This is a genomic window from Candidatus Bathyarchaeota archaeon (genome assembly GCA_026014735.1).
GTDB lineage: Archaea > Thermoproteota > Bathyarchaeia > Bathyarchaeales > Bathycorpusculaceae > Bathycorpusculum.
This window is the reverse complement of record JAOZHT010000001.1, coordinates 44961-63291: the sequence shown is the minus strand read 5'-3', so window position 1 is coordinate 63291 and position 18331 is coordinate 44961. Positions and strand designations below refer to the sequence as shown.

The 18331-nt window shown below is 46.0% G+C and carries 11 protein-coding genes and 1 tRNA gene; 3 read left to right on the top strand and 9 right to left on the bottom strand.

What is annotated here, in order from left to right; all coding sequences use genetic code 11:
* Positions 1 to 24: 24 nt before the first annotated feature.
* The 5 genes from NWE93_00265 to NWE93_00245 all read right to left on the bottom strand — a co-directional run bounded on the left by NWE93_00265 (position 25) and on the right by NWE93_00245 (position 10398).
* The gene (locus NWE93_00265) at positions 25 to 2670 is read right to left on the bottom strand and encodes a PKD domain-containing protein (protein MCW3998655.1); all 2646 of its coding nucleotides are present in this window, start codon (positions 2668 to 2670) and stop codon (positions 25 to 27) included.
* Between the two features lie 101 nt (positions 2671 to 2771).
* On the bottom strand, positions 2772 to 5735 hold the full coding sequence (locus NWE93_00260) for a hypothetical protein (GenBank protein ID MCW3998654.1): 2964 nt from the start codon (positions 5733 to 5735) through the stop codon (positions 2772 to 2774).
* 145 nt (positions 5736 to 5880) lie between these two features.
* Positions 5881 to 8553: an Hsp70 family protein gene (locus NWE93_00255; GenBank protein ID MCW3998653.1), complete on the bottom strand. Its 2673-nt coding sequence runs from the start codon at positions 8551 to 8553 to the stop codon at positions 5881 to 5883.
* A gap of 26 nt (positions 8554 to 8579) precedes the next feature.
* On the bottom strand, positions 8580 to 9176 hold the full coding sequence (locus NWE93_00250) for a nucleotide exchange factor GrpE (GenBank protein ID MCW3998652.1): 597 nt from the start codon (positions 9174 to 9176) through the stop codon (positions 8580 to 8582).
* Positions 9177 to 9348: 172 nt separating this feature from the next.
* Complete coding sequence (locus tag NWE93_00245; GenBank protein MCW3998651.1) at positions 9349 to 10398, bottom strand: serine/threonine protein kinase; 1050 nt, start codon at positions 10396 to 10398, stop codon at positions 9349 to 9351.
* Between the two features lie 574 nt (positions 10399 to 10972).
* Here NWE93_00245 and NWE93_00240 point away from each other — a divergent pair.
* Complete coding sequence (locus NWE93_00240) at positions 10973 to 11911, top strand: serine/threonine protein phosphatase (GenBank protein MCW3998650.1); 939 nt, start codon at positions 10973 to 10975, stop codon at positions 11909 to 11911.
* Between the two features lie 245 nt (positions 11912 to 12156).
* On the opposite strand, the gene NWE93_00235 is transcribed toward NWE93_00240, so the two are convergent.
* From NWE93_00235 to NWE93_00220, 4 genes are all read right to left on the bottom strand, one after another.
* Positions 12157 to 12229, bottom strand: a tRNA-Gln gene (locus tag NWE93_00235).
* 171 nt (positions 12230 to 12400) lie between these two features.
* Entirely contained in the window at positions 12401 to 15178 is a 2778-nt protein-coding gene (locus NWE93_00230) for a PQQ-binding-like beta-propeller repeat protein (protein ID MCW3998649.1), read from the bottom strand.
* Between the two features lie 279 nt (positions 15179 to 15457).
* Positions 15458 to 15733, bottom strand: a complete 276-nt coding sequence (locus NWE93_00225) for a winged helix-turn-helix domain-containing protein (protein MCW3998648.1) — start codon at positions 15731 to 15733, stop codon at positions 15458 to 15460.
* Positions 15726 to 16418, bottom strand: a complete 693-nt coding sequence (locus NWE93_00220; GenBank protein MCW3998647.1) for a hypothetical protein — start codon at positions 16416 to 16418, stop codon at positions 15726 to 15728. The genes NWE93_00225 and NWE93_00220 overlap by 8 nt, the downstream gene beginning before the upstream one ends.
* 193 nt (positions 16419 to 16611) lie before the next feature.
* Between NWE93_00220 and NWE93_00215 the strand changes: the two genes are divergently transcribed.
* Positions 16612 to 17043 (top strand): CBS domain-containing protein, encoded by a 432-nt coding sequence (locus NWE93_00215; protein MCW3998646.1) that lies wholly within the window; start codon positions 16612 to 16614, stop codon positions 17041 to 17043.
* A gap of 273 nt (positions 17044 to 17316) precedes the next feature.
* Positions 17317 to 18321, top strand: coding sequence for an Lrp/AsnC family transcriptional regulator (locus NWE93_00210; GenBank protein ID MCW3998645.1), 1005 nt, complete (start codon positions 17317 to 17319; stop codon positions 18319 to 18321).
* The last annotated feature ends 10 nt before the right edge of the window (positions 18322 to 18331 follow it).

Sequence of the window (18331 nt, the reverse complement as noted above, 5' to 3'; positions counted from 1 at the left end):
TGCATGGTAGTTTTAGGTTTTGTCCTATGAGTGCTTAGAACGCCTAACCATCGAGAGAACTATTCCACCAGTCAGTAGCACCGCAAACAATCGTATTCCAACATTCACTTCAGGCGACAACAGAAGAGTAAACTGGTCGGAGGCAACGTTTAGAACGCTGTCAATTATTTGTGTGTCGCTGCCCGCTGAGTTGGTGACGGTAAGTGCCACCGTGTAATTGCCTGTTTGCCAGTAGATGTGGGTTGGATTTTGCTGTGCGCTCGTTGTGCCATCGCCAAAATCCCAGAGCCAGCTGGTTGCAGTGCTTTCTGAGAGGTCATAGAACTGGAGTGTTTGCCCAACATATGCTCTCACTTTTCCCTGAATCGGGGACACATCGTTTATGCCGAATTTAGCGATTGGCTTAACAAACGGGTTAACAGTTATGAAGCCCTGTTTTGTGGCGGTGTCGCTGCCATATTCATTGGACACTCTAAGTGTAACCGTGTAGGTGCCCACTATTTGGTAAACATGACTTGGGTTTTTCTCCATGCTTGTTTGGCCATCACCAAAATCCCACAGCCAAGCAGTCGGGTTTCCTGTGGATGCGTCCCGGAAGTTAACGGTGTCGAGGACTAGAACCCTTTGCAGACTGACTGTGAAGTCAGCTTGTGGTCCACTCCCACTGGGAGGTGTGGTAGGCGGAGTCGTCGGTTGCGTAGTAGGCGAAGTTGTCGGCGCAGGGCTTACGTGAATTGGTTTGCTAAAGGTGCTTGTGCTGCCCGCTGCGTTTGTGACAGCCAGAGTCACTGTAAAATCGCCTGAAGTTGAATAGGTGTGGTCAGTGTTCTGTTGGGTGCTTGTGGTGGAACTGTCGCCAAAATTCCATTGCCAAGTAACAGGATTGCCGCGTGATTGGTCGGTCAAAGTGACCTTACTGTTTGCTTGAGGACTCAGTGGGCTGAAAGAGAAGTCGGATTGCACGGGCGCTGGGACCAAGCCTGATACTTGATGACTAGAAACCGCTATGTAGGTTAAGTCGGATGTTCCATGGTAAACCTCAAGGTAATAGGTCCCATCAATTGGCGCAATAAACTGGTAAATATGAGGATTCCCAGGATAATACGGCGAACTATTTATGGCAAAAGCAGTCGAAAGATTACTAAAAAGGATAGCAGAGTAAAATCCAACATTGTAGCCGCTGCCTATACTAGAACTAACACTAAGCAAAACAATATCGCCCCGATGAATGTTAGTTATCCTGTGATAGTTTATGGTGTCGACAGGCAAGCTCCCCGAAACCGTGTAAGAAGTTAATACCGGAGGCGTCTCAGAAGAAACAGGGTGACTTGAAGTAATGGAATAATTAAGGTCTGAAGTCCCATGATAAACCTCAACATAATAAGGTCCATCCGCTTGTGCGATAAACTGGTAGATATGAGGGTTCCCAGGATAATATGGCGAACTGTCTATGGCTACAGCAGTCGAAAGATTACTGTACATAATGGCAGACCAGAACCCGACGTTGTAGCCACTACCGATGCTGGAGCTAACGCTGACTAAAACAATGTCGCCGGCATGTACGTTAATGATCTGGTGGTAGTTAATCATATTAACAGGCAAAGTGCCGGAAACAGTGTAAGAAGTTAATACAGGCGGTTTTTCCGAAGAGACCGGATGGCTTGAAGTAACTGTATAATTAAGGTCCTGAGTTCCATGGTAAACCTCAAGGTAATAGGTCCCATCAATTGGCGCAATAAACTGGTAAATATGAGGATTCCCAGGATAATACGGCGAACTATTTATGGCAAAAGCAGTCGAAAGATTACTAAAAAGGATAGCAGAGTAAAATCCAACATTGTAGCCGCTGCCTATACTAGAACTAACACTAAGCAAAACAATATCGCCCCGATGAATGTTAGTTATCCTGTGATAGTTTATGGTGTCGACAGGCAAGCTCCCCGAAACCGTGTAAGAAGTTAATACCGGAGGCGTCTCAGAAGAAACAGGGTGACTTGAAGTAATGGAATAATTAAGGTCTGAAGTCCCATGATAAACCTCAACATAATAAGGTCCATCCGCTTGTGCGATAAACTGGTAGATATGAGGGTTCCCAGGATAATATGGCGAACTGTCTATGGCTACAGCAGTCGAAAGATTACTGTACATAATGGCAGACCAGAACCCGACGTTGTAGCCACTACCGATGCTGGAGTTTACAGTGAGCAAAACAACGTCGCCCCGATGGATGTTTGATATCGCATGGTAGTTTATCATGTTAACCGGTAAGCTTCCAGAAACCACATAAGGAGTCAAGACAGGAGGCTTCTCTGAAGAAACAGAATGGCTAGAAGTTACTGTATAGTTCATTGAGGAGGTGGCGTCATAAATCATTAGATAGTAGTTTCCGCTCACCGCAGCGGTAAAATTGTACTGGTGGGGATTACTTGGGTAGTACGGTGAACTTGTTAAGGACTGGGCTGCAGTTAGGTTTGGGTAAAGGATTTTCGAGTGGAATCCCAAGTTGTAACCGCTACTAATGGTAGATGTAATGTTAACTACAAGTCTGTCGCCTGCAGCGACATTCGATATTGTATGGTAATTAACGTTGGTTGGTGAGAGGCTGCCTGTAATAACATACGGCGTAGGTACAGCAGCGGTAAACATTGGTGGATTGACAAGAGGCACCACTATGGCACTGACAATAAGTAAGGAAACAAGTAAGCTATTTTTTTTATGTAGCCTTGCATTGGCCGGTTTTAAGGGGGTTCTCGTCATATTTGGTTTCCTCATTACCTGTAATATCCATACGGATTGTTGCGTCTTTGGTTGACCACTTTTTGGAGTTGATCAACCCAACCATTGCAGGTCTTCTCCATTTCCGTGTCCCTCTCCTGCTTAGCGTATTTTTCGGCTTCTTTAGCCATATACAGAGCGCCATCAAATTCTTCCAGGTGCGCAAGGATGATGGCATAGTAAAGAATGTCCTGAGAGCTGCTGAACTTTAATTTCTTGCCGAACTCTTCACAGACTCGTTTTGCTTCGCCCCATTGCTTTTGCTGCATCAGCGCACCAATCAGCAGTCGATAATCATCCTCGGATCCGTGTACTTCCACAGCCGTCCGCAGGTATGGTATGGCTTCACTGTAGCGGTCGAGGTTTCCCAATGTCACGCCAAGCCAGTTGTTTGCTAGCCAGAACCTATCGTTTGACCGAGGTATTCTGTTCACTGCATCTTTGAGGAAGAAAAGCGATTCTTGATACCGCTTCTGCTCTTTGCCTGCAAGGTACATACCGATATCTAAGCCGATCTGCCCTAGAATTTTCAGTTGCAGGTTGCGGGTTACCGTTTGAATGTTTCTTTCAGTCCATGGTTTTTCGACGTCTTTTTTGATTTCTTCAAGGACCGTATTCATCCAGCCTGTACGTTTCTCAATGTCCTCTGTTCTTGTTAGCTTCCAGTCGTTAAAAATTCTCGGAGCGATGCGTCTTGTGTAGAGCAGGTTTCTTTGGCCCGATTGCAGGGCACGGTATGACTGGGTTATGGCTGCGTTGGTATAGTTACGAGGCCAATCTTGCGGATTTTGGTCTGACTGGTCTGCACAGTAGTCTTCTATGCAATCTCTAAACACATCAAGACTAGAAAGAAAGTCCTCCTCAGACTCGGTGTTTTGAACAAATTCCAAAAGGTCAAATCCTACTACTCTGTCCCAGTCTTCGTCGTTGAGCCACTTGTTGATGTCGGCAGCTGCCTTTGGCAGTATGCAGTTGATTACGCTGCATGTTTCAGATTGCCCAACTACCGATACCTCAGCGCTGTCGTATACCTTGACGTAAATCTTGTAGAGACCTGTTTGCTTCGCTGAGAAATCGAAACTCGCACCGTTTCCTGACACGCGTCCATTGTTAACGTACCATTCGTATCGGTATTCTCCTGTGCCTCCAACCGCTTGAACAGTCAGTGTCTCAGGTTGGCCTACGGCAACAATACCCATCAGTGGTTCTATGCTTTCTATTGTAAGAGGCGGATTGACTTTGACTCCTATTCGGTTTGACTCCACAACTGTACCTGCAGAATCAGTAACGCGAAGACTGTAGCTTCTGGGCTCTGAAATCGCTTTTTCCTCGCCGAGGACGCGGAGTTGAGGCTGGGTTGCACCTTCAATCAGGGTTGGTTGCCTATTGCCGACAACTTCAAGCCATTGATAGCGGTAAGGAGGAACTCCTCCATGTGCTATCTTGGTTTCAGAGAGCACGGCAGTTTGTCCTACGGCGACTGAGGATGGCTTGACGCCAACAACAGGGGCAGACAGCGGAATTGGAGCAACTAATATCGAGAGGACATTAGATTTTGCGCTGACCGCTGGGGTAGCACTGTCGTCAACTGTTACATAGACTTCGTTTGTACCAATTCTTTGTGAAACAAAACAGTAAACACTCTCTGTGCCCTGAGCCACTTTTAGGTTGTTAACATACCACCCGTAAACCAGAGGCTGCGTTCCCCCCGAAGCAGTAGCCCTAATTAGCAATGTTTTTTCAGCATCGACTTTTTGCGATTCGGCGGCTATTACAACCGTAGGCGCAGCATTAAGTTTAACCGAGACAACGTTTGAAACTACAACCGTGCCTAAAGAGTCATTAACTTTGAGTTGAAAACCCTTTGTTCCCAGGCGCGTGCCTTCTGGAATGTAGAGTGTATACTTGTCGCTGGTTGCATCGGGAATAGCGGAGGCTTGCCCAATGGAGTCCACTTGGAGCCATTGGTAGCTGTAGGGTTTAACGCCTCCTGACACAGGTTTTGATTGGCTGATAAGTGAGGATTGGCCCACGTCAATGGTTGATGGATAAGCGCTGATTATAGGAGTAACCAGTGGAGCGGGCACCACAGTTACCGAGATAGTCTGGGAAGTTGCGGTTGATCGTTTGCCCGCAAAGCCAGTGGAACGCTTATCGAGCGGGGACAGGTGATCTTCTACAACAACATAGATGTCGTTTGATCCAACTTTGCTTGCTTTAAGGATGAAGCTTGACTCTACTGCGCCTTTGCCGGGGGAGGCTGATACTGCATCGTCGCTGACTTGTTGGCCGTTGACGTGCCATTTGAAAGAGTAGTTGGGGACGCCTCCGGAAGCTCTTGCGACCAGTTTATGAGATTTTCCTATCTCTACGGTTACAGCTTTAGGCGCAAGGGTAACGGAAAGCTTTTGAGGAACATAGAGGACCGCTGCACCTACACTTGCCATAAGCGAAATCAAGCCGAAGAGAAAGAAAACGCCGCTTGTCACTCCGACCATAGACACTGAAGCGGACAGAACGCTTGAGAAATCAGCAACGCCTAGATTATCGGTGACGCCTAAAACTATAGCTAACATGCTGAGTGCAACTGCGCCCAGAGGGAGAACGCTTTTTTTGAAGAGGGCATAAATTCCGCTTGAAAGTGCAAGCAGACCCCAAACAAGAACCAGCGTCGCGATCACCAGGCTGTTCAGCAAGCCGTTGAAGAGCGCTAAATACGCTGCTGTAGCGGCGATTTGAACTACAATGGCTCCCACAATAAAGTTTAAGGCGCAGCAGACAGAGAGAATACTCCTCTTTGAAACATAAAAGGCGTCTTGCTTTGGGTTTTTTCGTTTGGCAACCGATAGGGTTGCTCCGCATGCAACCATGAAGAATATTATGCCGATTATCAATGAATCCCATGAACCCTCAGAAGGCAATGCCGCCTGCGCAACCGCAAGGGGTAGCATGTTAGTCATCGACCAAGCTCTCCCTTTGCGATTTTTAAAAAAAGGACTTGAAGGAAAACGGCGAAAGCAAGAAGAGCTATCTTGCTTCTTATGCTGCCAACGGTTTTTCTTCCTACTTTCAATCGGTCTTCCACCTTGCTTTTCTGATGTTTCGCTATACTGCGTTTAGATTCGTCAATACCGCTTGGACTCTTTGGGTTGCTTGAATGAAGCGGCTGCCTTCTTCGGATTTGAGGAGAATTTCTTGGTTGCCGTGTGCCTTAAGGAACTGAAGGTCTGACTCAAGGGCGCTGGCTAACCTCAAAATGGTGTCGCCCGCCTTTTGCTTTAGCCCTGCCGCTTTGCCTATGGCATCTTCGATTTTTGCTATCAGTTTGCCTATTGCCTCTGTGCTTATCGCCATATTTGCCAATGCAGCCTCCCAATTGTTATCTCTCATCACTTTTTCGAGTTCAGGGTAGAACTTGCCATCGTGAATTATTGCTTGGGCAACAGTCTTGGAAGTTTCTAAAAGCTCCTTGTCACCTAAGTTTTGTTTTTTGAATTCTTCAGCGTGATCCCTCATGTAGAAGTAGATAGGCCCGAAACTTGGCCAAGCCTCGTCAACCAACCGTGTTGTTTCAGCTGAGAGCTTGTAGCCGTCCTCGCGCAAAGAAACCGCTGACCGAAATAGATCAGTTGCATCAGAGATTAGTTTGAACCCTTCCACCGATTCTCCGCGGAGGGCTGCCCAAATTGCAGACCAAGCCCGCTGAAGTTCAATGTCGCCTTCTGGTTTGATAGTATAGGGGCCCTGTCTTTGTCTAAACTGGAGAGGTGTACCTTGGGAACCATCTGGGCTCATTAGCCAATTTGCAAGTTGTGATTCATTCTCAAAGATGAAAAGCTGGATTTTATCCGCTTCAGGAGTCTTCACGTCAATCGCAAAGAACAGTTTTTTCTCAGCCCCGGATGGTTTAAGCGCATATTCTGTATCGCCCCAATAAGCAAAGTTCCCGTAGTAGGTTTCTGTTTTAGAGTCAAACTTTGTCTCGTTGTTTTCCTCGTCAATATCCTGCAAGACGTGGATTTCAAGGTGGCACTCCCATGGGTCTAGCAGCCAACTCTCATGTAGTCTTGCTGGAAGCTGCGTATCCAGCTCAATTATTGATTTCATGACTTCACGAGTGTTCTGCCCCTTAACTAGGACTCGGATAGTGTGGGGAAGGGTTGAAGTGTATTCAATCAACGGGCTAATCGCGGCACCTCGAGCGACACACATCATTGGGTCGAAAGGATCATCAGGCTTTCCTTCCACTACCGTGTGGTTTCGTGACTGCAGAGCAAACGCACTAGCAATTGTGCATTCAATTTTGTCATCAGAACCGGTGTTTGATACTTCGTAATGTGTTCCATCTTGGAAAATTAGGTGTTCGCGGCAATTCGGCTCTTCGCCTTTGTTGCCTTCTAAGTCATGGATATAGAGCCATGCATTGGTCTTGGCTGTGCCTTTTCTGTCATCGGGCAAACCTGTCGTTTGACCAATGAATTCGTCGTCTGGTCTTATGCCATGAAGTTGTTTGCTGCAGGTTGGGCAACTAAAAATTGGCGCTATGAACTCTGAGGTTACCATGGTCCTAACAACCCCCATCGCCATTGGACCGCCAGTGAGGATAATCTCGCTGTAATTTGAATCTTGGATTTTTGTCTTTGAAAGAATATTGTTGTACTCGATGATGCATTTACTAGCTACGCTTCGAGCGATTGTATTCAACTTCTTAGCGTCAAGAATTGGTCCCATCGCTTCAAAACCAGGGATCAATATGCGGGTCTGGCGGCATCTTCCCTCGGAGATTGAGATTTTTGCGTCTTCTGCATTGAATCGAAGCATTTGTCGACCGGCAGGGGCGAACTTTTCATTGAAGTCTGGCTTGTTCCTTAGTTGTCCAATCACCCAGTTGACTATCTCAATATCCATGTCTGTTCCGCCGAGGGAGGAGTTGCCGCCAGTTGCAACGGTGTCTGCTCTTCTCTTAATCCTGTTTTGCGCATTAAGATTCGACCTCGAACTTGTCATGGAAGATTGTGGTTTCATAATTGACCGAAGCTGCACCAACGCAAGGTCTGTGGTGCCTGAACCGATGTTTAGAACCAATACATCATGCTTCTTTGGCCCTATGCCTGGTTTGTCAACGATTTTTCCTTCAAACACAGCATCAAAAGCTGCGGCGGTGGGTTCATTGACAAATAATAAGCGTTCTTTGTTGAAACCAGCCATTCCTGCAGCTTGCTCAATTTTTTCCCTTTGTGTTACGTTAAAGTTTGCTGGGAAAGTAATGACAATAAAGTCGTAGTCCAAGTTTTCATAGCCGAATTCCGCTTTGAGATAAGCTTCTGCGTCTTTTTTTGCTTCTGCCAGAATCATGGCGGCAATTTCTTCTGGACGATAGAGTTTCATGACCAGTTCGCCTACTCTAACCAGGGCTTCATGCTGTTTTTCTTTCTCGGATTCCCCTCCATCAGTTACAACTTTGCCTGGAACAATTTGATACGCGATTTTTTCAAGCAGTTGATCTTTCTTTGCTACCTCGTATGTTTTTCCTATGATGCGCTTAATTTTGTCGACAAGTAAATGGGGCTTGGTTTTTCCAGCCTCAATCGCGGCTTCTCCATAATATTTTGGATCCCCTTGTTCGTCAAAGTACACTGCGGATGGTACCGTTTTTTTCATTAGAAAATCTGCAGCACCCTGATATGGAATCGAGATAATCCTCTTTTGTGGTTGCGCGTTGTCAAAGAACGCAACGGCAGTGTTTGTTGTTCCAAAATCAATACCTAGGCATTTCATCGTTTCCAAATTTACCTTGCGTTCGCTCATTGTTTAGCAACCTCACCTTTTTTTGTAACCTCTACTTTTGCGCTGAGTATTTTCTTTGACCCACAGAAGTAGCCCGGCAGTATTTCCCTGACTATGGTACCTTCGGGGACCTCATTGTTTATTGGTCCAGGTACGGCCTCGAAAGTTAGAGGATCATATATTGCGCCAATCGTGACGGGTATTTTGGTAACTTTTTCTTTGTCAACTATTCCGAAAAGGTCAGCTTGAAGCAACTGTAGCACCTCATCGAGGGGCTTTTCAGAAAGTTTTTGTGCGTTCCCTTGTAAGTCGTTTTTAAGCAGGAGAATTCTTTTAATGAGGCGAAGGTTGCTTTCGGTGGCTAAATCTTTCTCCATGGCTATTTTCTGGTATTTTTCGCACATCGCCTGCTCTTGTCGGACAAGCTCTCTTTTAATCTCCATCAAAGTAATGGCAATTTTATCGAGAGCGTCGCTGTAAGCCTTGAATTCGCGGTCAACTCTGAAAAATGAGCTTTCGATCTCCTTGACATCTTCCGCTACATCCTGTTGGCGGGGTTGATTTTCCAATGGTTTGGTAATTTGTTTTGGTTTTTCCTTGAATTTTTTGAGCATTTTTTCCCCAACTTTCCCTGCTAGTGCGTCGTTCTATCGGTATGGACCTATGGTACCGTGAAAGGACTTAAGGGCTTTACCTTCTTACGCCATTTTAAACATAAAAGGTTTATCGCCATCAAGGTTAACAGATGCAACCGTGCGGTTACGCCATGGAATCAAATGGTACTTGTCAACCTAAGGCTTCTCTCATTTCTGCAGCGTTTTGAAAACGTGTCTCCACCTCAGGCGACAGGGCTTTCTCGATTACATCAGCGACATCGCTAGGCACCTGTCTTCTCTGCGAGAGCGGCACTATCTTATCCTCCAAAACAGCCTTCAAGGGATCATCGACTTTTTCAAGATCATAAACTGGTTTGCCCGTTAACATGAAATAGAAGGTTGCAGCAATCGAAAAAACATCTGAAACAGGCTTGACATCCCTGTAGTTGAGCAGTTGCTCTTTAGGCATAAAATCAACTGTGCCGCCGTATTCGCCTGCCAAAGTGAGGCCGCTAAAGCCAGCTTTCTGAAAATTTTTTGCCATCCCAAAATCAGATATTTTAGCTGTTGCATGGTCTCTGTCAGCGAAGAGTATGTTTGCAGGTTTTAAATCGCGGTGAACATAACCTTTTTGGTGAGCAAATGCCAAGCCATCTAGCACTTGCCGCATAATAGGCAGCGCCTCGTTCACCGACAGCACGCTTCTTTTTAAGACCAGGTCATGGAGGCTGCCCCCTGAACAGTATTCCATTGCGAAGTAAAGCAACCCTTCAGTGAAGCCTTGATCCTCAAAAGAAACAAGGTTAGGATGACGAAGTGCCATACATACATCCATCTCACGCTGAAAAAGGGCAACGTCACGTTCTGTTACGGCTTTGTTGAGGGGAGTTAATGTTTTTAAGGCAAGCTCTTTTCCGTCTCTGAGGCGCTTGGCAAAATAGACGGTTCCATAACCTCCCTGACCCAACTTTAGAACAATCAGGTAACCGGGTATGTGGGGAAGCCCCTGCTTAGTCTCATCGTAAACTTGGCAAACAACCTTGTCAGCCAAATCTTCACCGGGTTTCTTGTCCGTTTTCAGTTCTTCAGACTGAAGAACATTGTCTTTACATTTAGCGCAGAGAGGACAACTACTAATGGACAAGGCTGCTCGATGCGCTTTCTCTTCAATTTGTCGTCCACACTTCGAGCAAAAAACCGCTTCTTCTACTGGCGCAGACAAATCAATCAGAATATGCATCTGGGTTTCTCCAGCCTGGATACAATCGCCGTTTCTTAACTGAACCGACCTGTTTTTTTTGGCTGCTTCTTCTGGGGTTTCGCCGCTGTCCCTGCCGCCGTATTTTACGTTGTTAACATAGGTTCCGTTTAAGCTTCCAAGGTCACGGACCGTGCAGGTGTTTTTAGCGATTTCCAGCATAAAGTGGTGCCGTGACATCCGGGGGTCATTTTGCAGGCAACAATGGCAGTCTGGAGCTCGCCCAACAAGGAAAACATCTGGTTCGGAGAACTCAAATTTGTGTCCCCTCATTGGACCTGACGAAACGTTGATTTGTACTTTCATCCTTTCGTTCCCCGCATTTAAGCAAACGATTACTTTTATTCGGTATAATAGTTTTATCACATCAAGAGAAAGATTGTGTAACCACTTGGCTAGATGAACCAACTGGCAAGTTCGCATTAACATAAATACTCCCTCGGGTAGTTGAAGCTAAGCTGGACTGAACTTGGCTAACTACCAACTTCACGGCAGAAAAACTAATCAAAAAGGTAGGAGCTTAATTACAAGGCAACCCACCAGGATGCCGTTCAAAATGCAAAAAACTCCAAACATCAACACTCTTGTTCAGGAATCTCAACATGCCAATGACAAGGAGTTTCTGCTTTTAGTCAAACACGCAATCTCTTTGCTGGACCAGGAACGCAAAAACAGGAAGGTCTCAGCAGACATGGGAATCCGCAGGATTTCCCCCAGAGGCGAGGTGGTAGTTATCGGAGACCTTCACGGGGACCTGCAGTGCCTTGAAACCATCATACAAAAAAGCGGCTTCATCGAAAAAGCAAAAGAACGCAAAAGAATTTACCTAATTTTTCTGGGTGATTATGGCGATCGCGGATTTCTCTCGCCTGAGGTATACTATGTAGTGCTGAAACTAAAGGAAATGTTTCCATCAAGGGTTGTTCTTCTAAGGGGCAACCACGAGGGCCCCGGCGATTTGATGCCCAGCCCCCATGATTTGCCCATGCAGCTTGTGGACAGATTCGGCAGCAAAGCAACCGCGAAAATCTACCTTCAACTCCGCAACCTATTCGGCAAACTCTACAATGCAGCAATAGTTGAGGGGCAGTTGGCTTTTATCCATGCAGGTTTGCCCAGCAAGGCTGCTTCTATTGAAGACATAGAGTTCGCGGGCAAAAAGCATCCTGCGGAGAGCCATTTGGAGGAAATGTTGTGGAGTGACCCCATGGAGGAATCAAACGGCGTGGAAGATTCACCGCGCGGCGCTGGAAGATTGTTCGGCGAAGATGTATCCGACAGAATCCTCAAACTCCTTGATGTCAAAATCCTGATTCGAGGCCACCAATTCTACGACGAAGGCTACCACATTAGCCACCACGGAAAGGTGCTAACGCTTTTTTCAACCAATAAGCCGCCTTACCAAAACAAGCATGCGGCGTACCTACAAATAAATTTAGCCGAAAAACACGAAACTGCTGAACAGCTTGTAAACAAAATAGTAAAGATTTCCTGACTCCAAATTTCAGCTTACTTAAACTGGGGTTAACTAGGAGAAGTTCGGTTGCCTTAGGAACTTTTGTGTTAGCGATTAAACATTAGGCGATTTAACGTCTCAAGAAATAGGCTGTTGCGACGCTGACTGCAACATAACCATAAAGTAGTCGTCCTAAAAGTTCTTACCGCCGACTACTTCTAAAAATGAAATATGCCTATGTGAACTCATGGCAAAAAAAGTACAAATTCATGCCTAATCAGAAGTAGCCCGTGAGAGATTCGAACTCTCGTCAAGGGCTCCAGAGGCCCCTATGCTTGACCACTACACCAACGGGCTGCAGATTACAGAGAAACATCACTCGCAAATATTAACTTTAACGCTTCGCCGCCACGGTTTGATAGCTGAAAAATGGGTTAGAATCGGCGTCTGAGAGACCAACCTGAGAACTTAAATTGCTTATTTAAAGAAAGAAAAAAGAAAAGGGAAGGATTGTTTGGTTTTGGCTATTTATTTTTTGCGTAGCACCAAAAGCATGGTCAAAAGACCGATGGCTATGATTGCTACAAACAGGCCTGCGATGGCTGGAATGAAGTATTGGTCTGCGGCTGATTCAACGGGTGCAACTGGAGTTGCGGTTGCTGCAGCTTCGTCAACGCTGAAGGCTGTGACTGCATGTGAGGGCCAGTAAGATTCACTGCCTGCGAATGAAGCGTAAACGGTGTAAGTGCCGGATATGTCTGGTTTCCAGTTAAAGCTAAAGAAGCCATCTGCGTTGCTTGTGGCTTGGCCGATCTCGCGGTAGTTACCGTTGCCATCAATCACCGAGAGGGTAACTGGGACACCGGTTGCGTTGGTTGGTCTGCCTTTCTGCATGTACACGTATTCCATCCACTGCGCCTGGCTGCTGTCAGAGACTGCTGGGACGCCGTTGGGGAACCGTGCTGCCTGCTCGTCTTGCTGTGTGCCTGCAGAGATGTCGGTGACTGTGCCTTTGATGGTGACAGAAGAGCCAAGAGTTGCAGATAAGTCAGGTGCTGTTACAGTCATCTGGCTTGGACCCTTACCGATGGCATAAACCTGCGCATCGTAGTTGTTCCAGTAGATGAGTACGCCGTCAGCGGTAGCGAAAGTCATGGGGTAAGCCCAGCTGGACATGTCCCAGATGATCTCGCCTGTGGTTGCATTTAATGCGTGGACGCGTTCGCCTTTGTAGAGTGGTGTGTCTGCTGAGTGCTCGTGTGTGCCGACAAAGACTTTGCCGTCACTGATCAAAGCGAGCATTTGGACGTAGTTTTGGATTTTAGCGCCGCCTGATGGGAATTCTTGTCTCCAAACTAGGTCGCCGGTGTCAAGGTCGTAAGCTGAGACTGCGCCAGTGTAGCCGCCAGTGTAGAGCATGCCGTATGCCATCTTTGTTTGTGTCTGTGAGATGAGGCTTGGCCATGTGAAGTATCCGTATGCGTTCCAGTCTGATTGTGCTTCAGTCTGTGCGATTTCTTTGCCAGTGTCCATGTCGTAGATGTGGAATATGCATTGTGGAACTTCGAGTGTTACGAAGCGTCTTTCAGAGCCGGTTGCTCTTTCGAACATGTTGTTTGAGTTAAGTTTCTCGTCGTCGACATCAAGGTTAGTCATGTAAACTATCTGACCGAAGTTCTCTGGTTTCAGGCTGATTTTCCAGATGGTTACTTCTGATGGGTATGCATAGTTCGGTCCGCTTGTGCCGGTTGGCCAAGTTCCGTTGCTGCCCCATATGAAGTCGCCAACTACTCCTGCTCTGATGGTTGGTGCTGTGCTGAATTTGACTGCGAGTGTTTTGTTGTAGTCGTAGGCTGCTGCGGTGTTGCCGTCAATTGCTGTGTTTGGTGGGTTGAAGCTTGCGCGTAGCATCGGGATGACTTTGGATGAGTTCCATTGGCCCAGATAGTAAGTGCCAGCGCTGGATCCGATTACGTACCTTAGGATTTCTCCGTTAGGTGCGCTTAGGTCAAAAGTGCTGGATACACCTGGTGTTCCGCCGGTTCCGCTTCTTGGAACGTTGGTGATGTTTAGCCATTGAATTCCTCTTTCTGGTTGATAGCCGATTTGGAAGTTGCTTGAGAATAGCCAGCCTGGGTTTTGAATACCGTGTTCGTTACCGTCGTCTTGGCTGTAGTAGTAACCGAATTGTGGTGTGTTCGCTGTTGTAGCAACGCCTAGTAAGCCTTGAACGTCTGTTCCGCCAGTGTTGGTTTCCCAGAGGAGCTCGCCGGTCTTTAAGTCAATACAGTCGTAGAATGAACTTGCACCAGAACTTAAGACGTTAGGTGAGTAGTAGAGTCTACCGTACATGATGATTGGGTTGGTGAATCTTGGCTGGTATTGTGAGCCAGCATTGAATGCGTTACCAACACCGTCACGGGAGTAGTTTCCTCCACCGACTATGCCGTTGTCTTCAGTTGGGCGTGTCCAGAGAATGTGTGGACTGTTGGGTGCAATGCCGTCTGCTTGGTATCTGTTTTCGCCGCCGCCATTGTCACGGTCACGTGGGCCGCTGAGCCAGTTCGATGACACTGTGTACCATTGGTCGTTTTGTCCTTCGATTGGGCGTGTCCAGTATTCTGTTGGTGTCGGTTGAATGTTTGGTAAACCAATCAATGATACTTGCTCGTCTTGCACGTGAACTGTGAGTGTATAGTTGCTTGCTAGCAGAGTGATGCCAGTCCAGTCTCTAATTGAGGCTGTGTCGTTCCATCGGAAGAATAATTCGTCAGTGAAGAGTGTAATTGTGTAGTTGCCTGTTTGGTCGGGTGTGTAAGCTGCAAAAGTTGATCCTGTTGAGTCAGAGACGTATTTGCCGTTGATAATTCCGCCTGATTCGATGCTTCCCCTGTCTGAGCCAGATGGAGGCAGCATCTCGATTTCGCCGTTGGGTTTTTCGACTTTAAGGCTGAAGGTGTATCTGATGTCATTGGTCAGTAGGGCGCCCTGTGGAACCTGTGGGTTCATCAAGACCAGGTTGAATGTTTGCCCTACACCGACTGGATTTGGTGCGGCGATCAAAAATGACCAAGTTGGCACCTTGTCATGGAATCGGTCCCAGAGCAACAGACGGTTTGCTGAAGCGTTAGCGTTTTGTCCCCAAGTCATGCCTGCTTTGATTGCTGCGGCTGTGGCTGAATCATAGTTTACTCCGTTGATTACTTCTCCGCTTGTTGGTTGTATGGATACGATCGCTAATGCCAATGAAGATATTAGAAGCATAGCAACCGCTATAGCCATAGTTTTAGTTTTTCTTGTTTGCATTTTCTTTTTTCCTAAAGATTTATGGGCTAGGCAATTCAATCGTTAATTACCTCGCCCAGCCCCACTCCAACCCCCAGCCGATATTTAAATTGGATGAACATCTAGTGACTTTTCGGCTAAAGTAAAAACTTGGAACTTGAAACTATACATCAGGGTAGAAGTTGCATTAAGTATAAACAAGCGATAAAACCTCGATAAATCAACAGATAGAATCCCTAAACCAAATCAACGATTACCTGCTTTAAACTAAGCGCCTGTAAAAAGCGATTTCTATCAACCTCATATACATAAGCCCATACTCTTGAGGAACTCGTTGGCTTTCCTCATTTCACGGAAGCATTTGAGGCCTTTGGAAGTAATCAGAAGACCAGCCTCTGTTCGACGGACCATATCCAGCTCGACTAGATGGTCCAGTATCTTCTGGAACCTATCATAGGGAAGATTAGCGCGGTGAGCAACCCGGGTAGGACTTGCCTGCCCATCTTTACCCCCTTCAAGACAAATGGAATCGAGAATGGCTGCGTAGATGTCGACCTTGCTGCGCTTGCTAGTCATCAAAGGGTTGAGCGCACCTCTTACTGGTTAAGTAATAAACTCGAATGAACAGGGCTAAACCTACCAGCGTTGCAATCTGGGAGCCAATCAAGGAGGCTTGTCCCCCATCAATTTTCCAGATCAAAAAGGAGAATTGACCCAGCCAAACAAAAGCAAATGCAACGGGAGCACTGATCAAGCATGCAACATTGGTAGGATACATCTCCATATTGCGAACGGTGAAGAATAGAATGTAGCTTAACAGAGCCAGATTAGTGATAGTGAAGAGCTGATTTAGGGAATATACTGAGTACAATCCTTGGGGGTCGATAAAAGCCAATGCAGCCAGAATCAAAATTACCCCGATCATAGACCAAAGCGGGATGGTGAATAAATTGTATTTTTTTACTGTTCCTTTGCTTTTTCCGGATAGGAAATAGGATACGGCGATTAAAGTAAAGCCTATGGTTTGGCTTACCACTCGCAACCACATTAGAAAGCTGGAGAAGGAGCTGATAATCGAAACAGTGTAGAGTAGATGTACAGCAAGAAGAAGGTAGGATACCGATAGGAAAAAGAAGCCAAGGGGCAAACCAATCAGGATAATCGAGTGCTTGGATCGATATACCTTGATAAACAGGTAAGCAAGCGTTAAAGATAAAGCGGCGGTAGTGATGCCGAGTGACTGTATTAATAGTTCATTCACTGTTTTCGCCCAGACTTAGAAACTATTCAGAGGATAGCCTTTTAAACTTAATGTAAAATGAAGCAAAAAAGCCTACTTCAAAGTAATTTTAGCAAAAATACGTGGGTTTGAGGTGCTGCGTAAAAAAAACCCACATCCAGCCGTCAAATAACAATGCTTTTATCCCAAAAAAGGTTCTCCTTACCTGATAGTTATGGCTAATGTTAAAGACATCATGACCAAACATGTGGTTACCTTAGAGGCCAGTAAAACCGTGTTTGATGCAGCAAAACTTATGTCGGAAAAGGGGCTCGGCTGCGTAATCGTGGTTATTCAGGCGTTTCCAGTGGGGATAATCACGGAACGTGACATTATTCGGCGAATCGTTGCGCAGCGGGCCTCGATTGACCAGAAAGTCACAGAAGTCATGACTAAAACGCTTATAACCGTCGACCCTGACACCTCGCTGAAGGAAGCTGCAAGAATCATGTCCAGCAATAGGATACGAAGACTACCGGTCCTAAAAAACAATAAGCTTGTAGGTATCGTGGTGGCTTCAGATTTTGTACGCAACGTAGGCAAAAAAACAACCACTGAAGAAATCCTCGATGCGCTCGGACGCTACCCTACTGGGCCGACAGTTTAATTATGGAAAGCGAGGAAATGGTTGCTGCTGTAGAGACCGCAAATTGCGATCTGAACAGCAGTTTAATATTTTGCTTAGAGTGTTTGCTTTCTTTTCTCCTAGTTCGGTGAAGGCACTATTTATCAAGCGCTATTTAAAACTTTTCCATATATCGCCATTCTTGCACAAAATCGCCGAAAATAAATATAGAAACACCATAATATGAAATTAACCCTCGCATAAAGTCTCAATACAGCCCAGATTAAATGGCGATTAATTTAAAAAGCGGCACACATGCATACAGTAAGGGTAATAACGGTAACACAACAAATCAGCTTTGCAGAAGCAAAAATCCTAAGACAGCTATTAGCTGATGGACGTACATCTGAAGAAGACATTTCAAAAATAACAGGCATCCCCAAGCAGGCAGTGAAAGCAAACATAAAAAAGATGGGGAAAGAGGGGATAATAACCGGTGCAACCATCCACATCAACTATAGACTCTTTGACTTCAAAGCTGTAGCACATATAATCATCACTTTTGAGCCTTCACAGGCAGAGGAGCTCTCCAATTACCTCCAGAAAATGCCAGAGATTTACGGTCATTCAAGCAATGGAAGCAAAGGGCAAACAGACGTCGTCGCCATCCTCAGGACCCTTGCGCAGCTAAGCGAGATAAAAGACAACATAAAAAGGAAATTTTCAGTTCTGGAAATGAAAACGGCGATATGGACGGACGTTAAAGAGATGAATTATAACTTGGCGATAGTTGAGGAGTGCAGAGTAGGCGGGGCTTGTCAGGTGAAAGGTTTGCCGCCAGCAAGCGTCTCAAGCATCTCGATTGATGCTGTTGACCAAAAAATCGTGGATGCATTGACAGCGAGAGGCAGAATATCTATGGCGAGCCTTGCAGACGCTGTAGGGGTATCCTCTAAGAACGCTAAGAAAAGATATGAGAGACTAAGAGATAACGGCTTGATTAAAGTCACCGTCCAAGTAAACCCCCAAAAAATCGGCTACAAAGCCCTCTGCATATTTTTCACAGGAGTTTTAATCGAAAAGTTGCCGTCTGTAATCGATAGAATCAGTCATATTCCGGATGTTATCAGCATAATGAAAACAACGGGGGACTATGATCTGCAAATCTACGCTATGATCCAAAACCTCGATCAGATGCTGAGTATAAAAGAGGTACTTGCACAGATCGATGGAATCAGCAAAATGGATTTTGAGATTAGCCGATTTAGCCCGCAGATGGCAAAGTGGCCCTCCCCAAGGCAATACATATCCACATTCTAACATAAACCAT

Bases quoted from the DNA above. Each gene is read 5' to 3' on its own strand.
- NWE93_00260 (MCW3998654.1), bottom strand. From the start codon at position 5,735: ATGACTAACATGCTACCCCTTGCGGTTGCGCAGGCGGCATTGCCTTCT.
- NWE93_00255 (MCW3998653.1), bottom strand. From the start codon at position 8,553: ATGAAATGCCTAGGTATTGATTTTGGAACAACAAACACTGCCGTTGCG.
- NWE93_00250 (MCW3998652.1), bottom strand. From the start codon at position 9,176: ATGCTCAAAAAATTCAAGGAAAAACCAAAACAAATTACCAAACCATTG.
- NWE93_00245 (MCW3998651.1), bottom strand. From the start codon at position 10,398: ATGCATATTCTGATTGATTTGTCTGCGCCAGTAGAAGAAGCGGTTTTT.
- NWE93_00240 (MCW3998650.1), top strand. From the start codon at position 10,973: ATGCAAAAAACTCCAAACATCAACACTCTTGTTCAGGAATCTCAACAT.
- NWE93_00230 (MCW3998649.1), bottom strand. From the start codon at position 15,178: ATGCAAACAAGAAAAACTAAAACTATGGCTATAGCGGTTGCTATGCTT.
- NWE93_00225 (MCW3998648.1), bottom strand. From the start codon at position 15,733: ATGACTAGCAAGCGCAGCAAGGTCGACATCTACGCAGCCATTCTCGAT.
- NWE93_00215 (MCW3998646.1), top strand. From the start codon at position 16,612: ATGGCTAATGTTAAAGACATCATGACCAAACATGTGGTTACCTTAGAG.
- NWE93_00210 (MCW3998645.1), top strand. From the start codon at position 17,317: ATGCATACAGTAAGGGTAATAACGGTAACACAACAAATCAGCTTTGCA.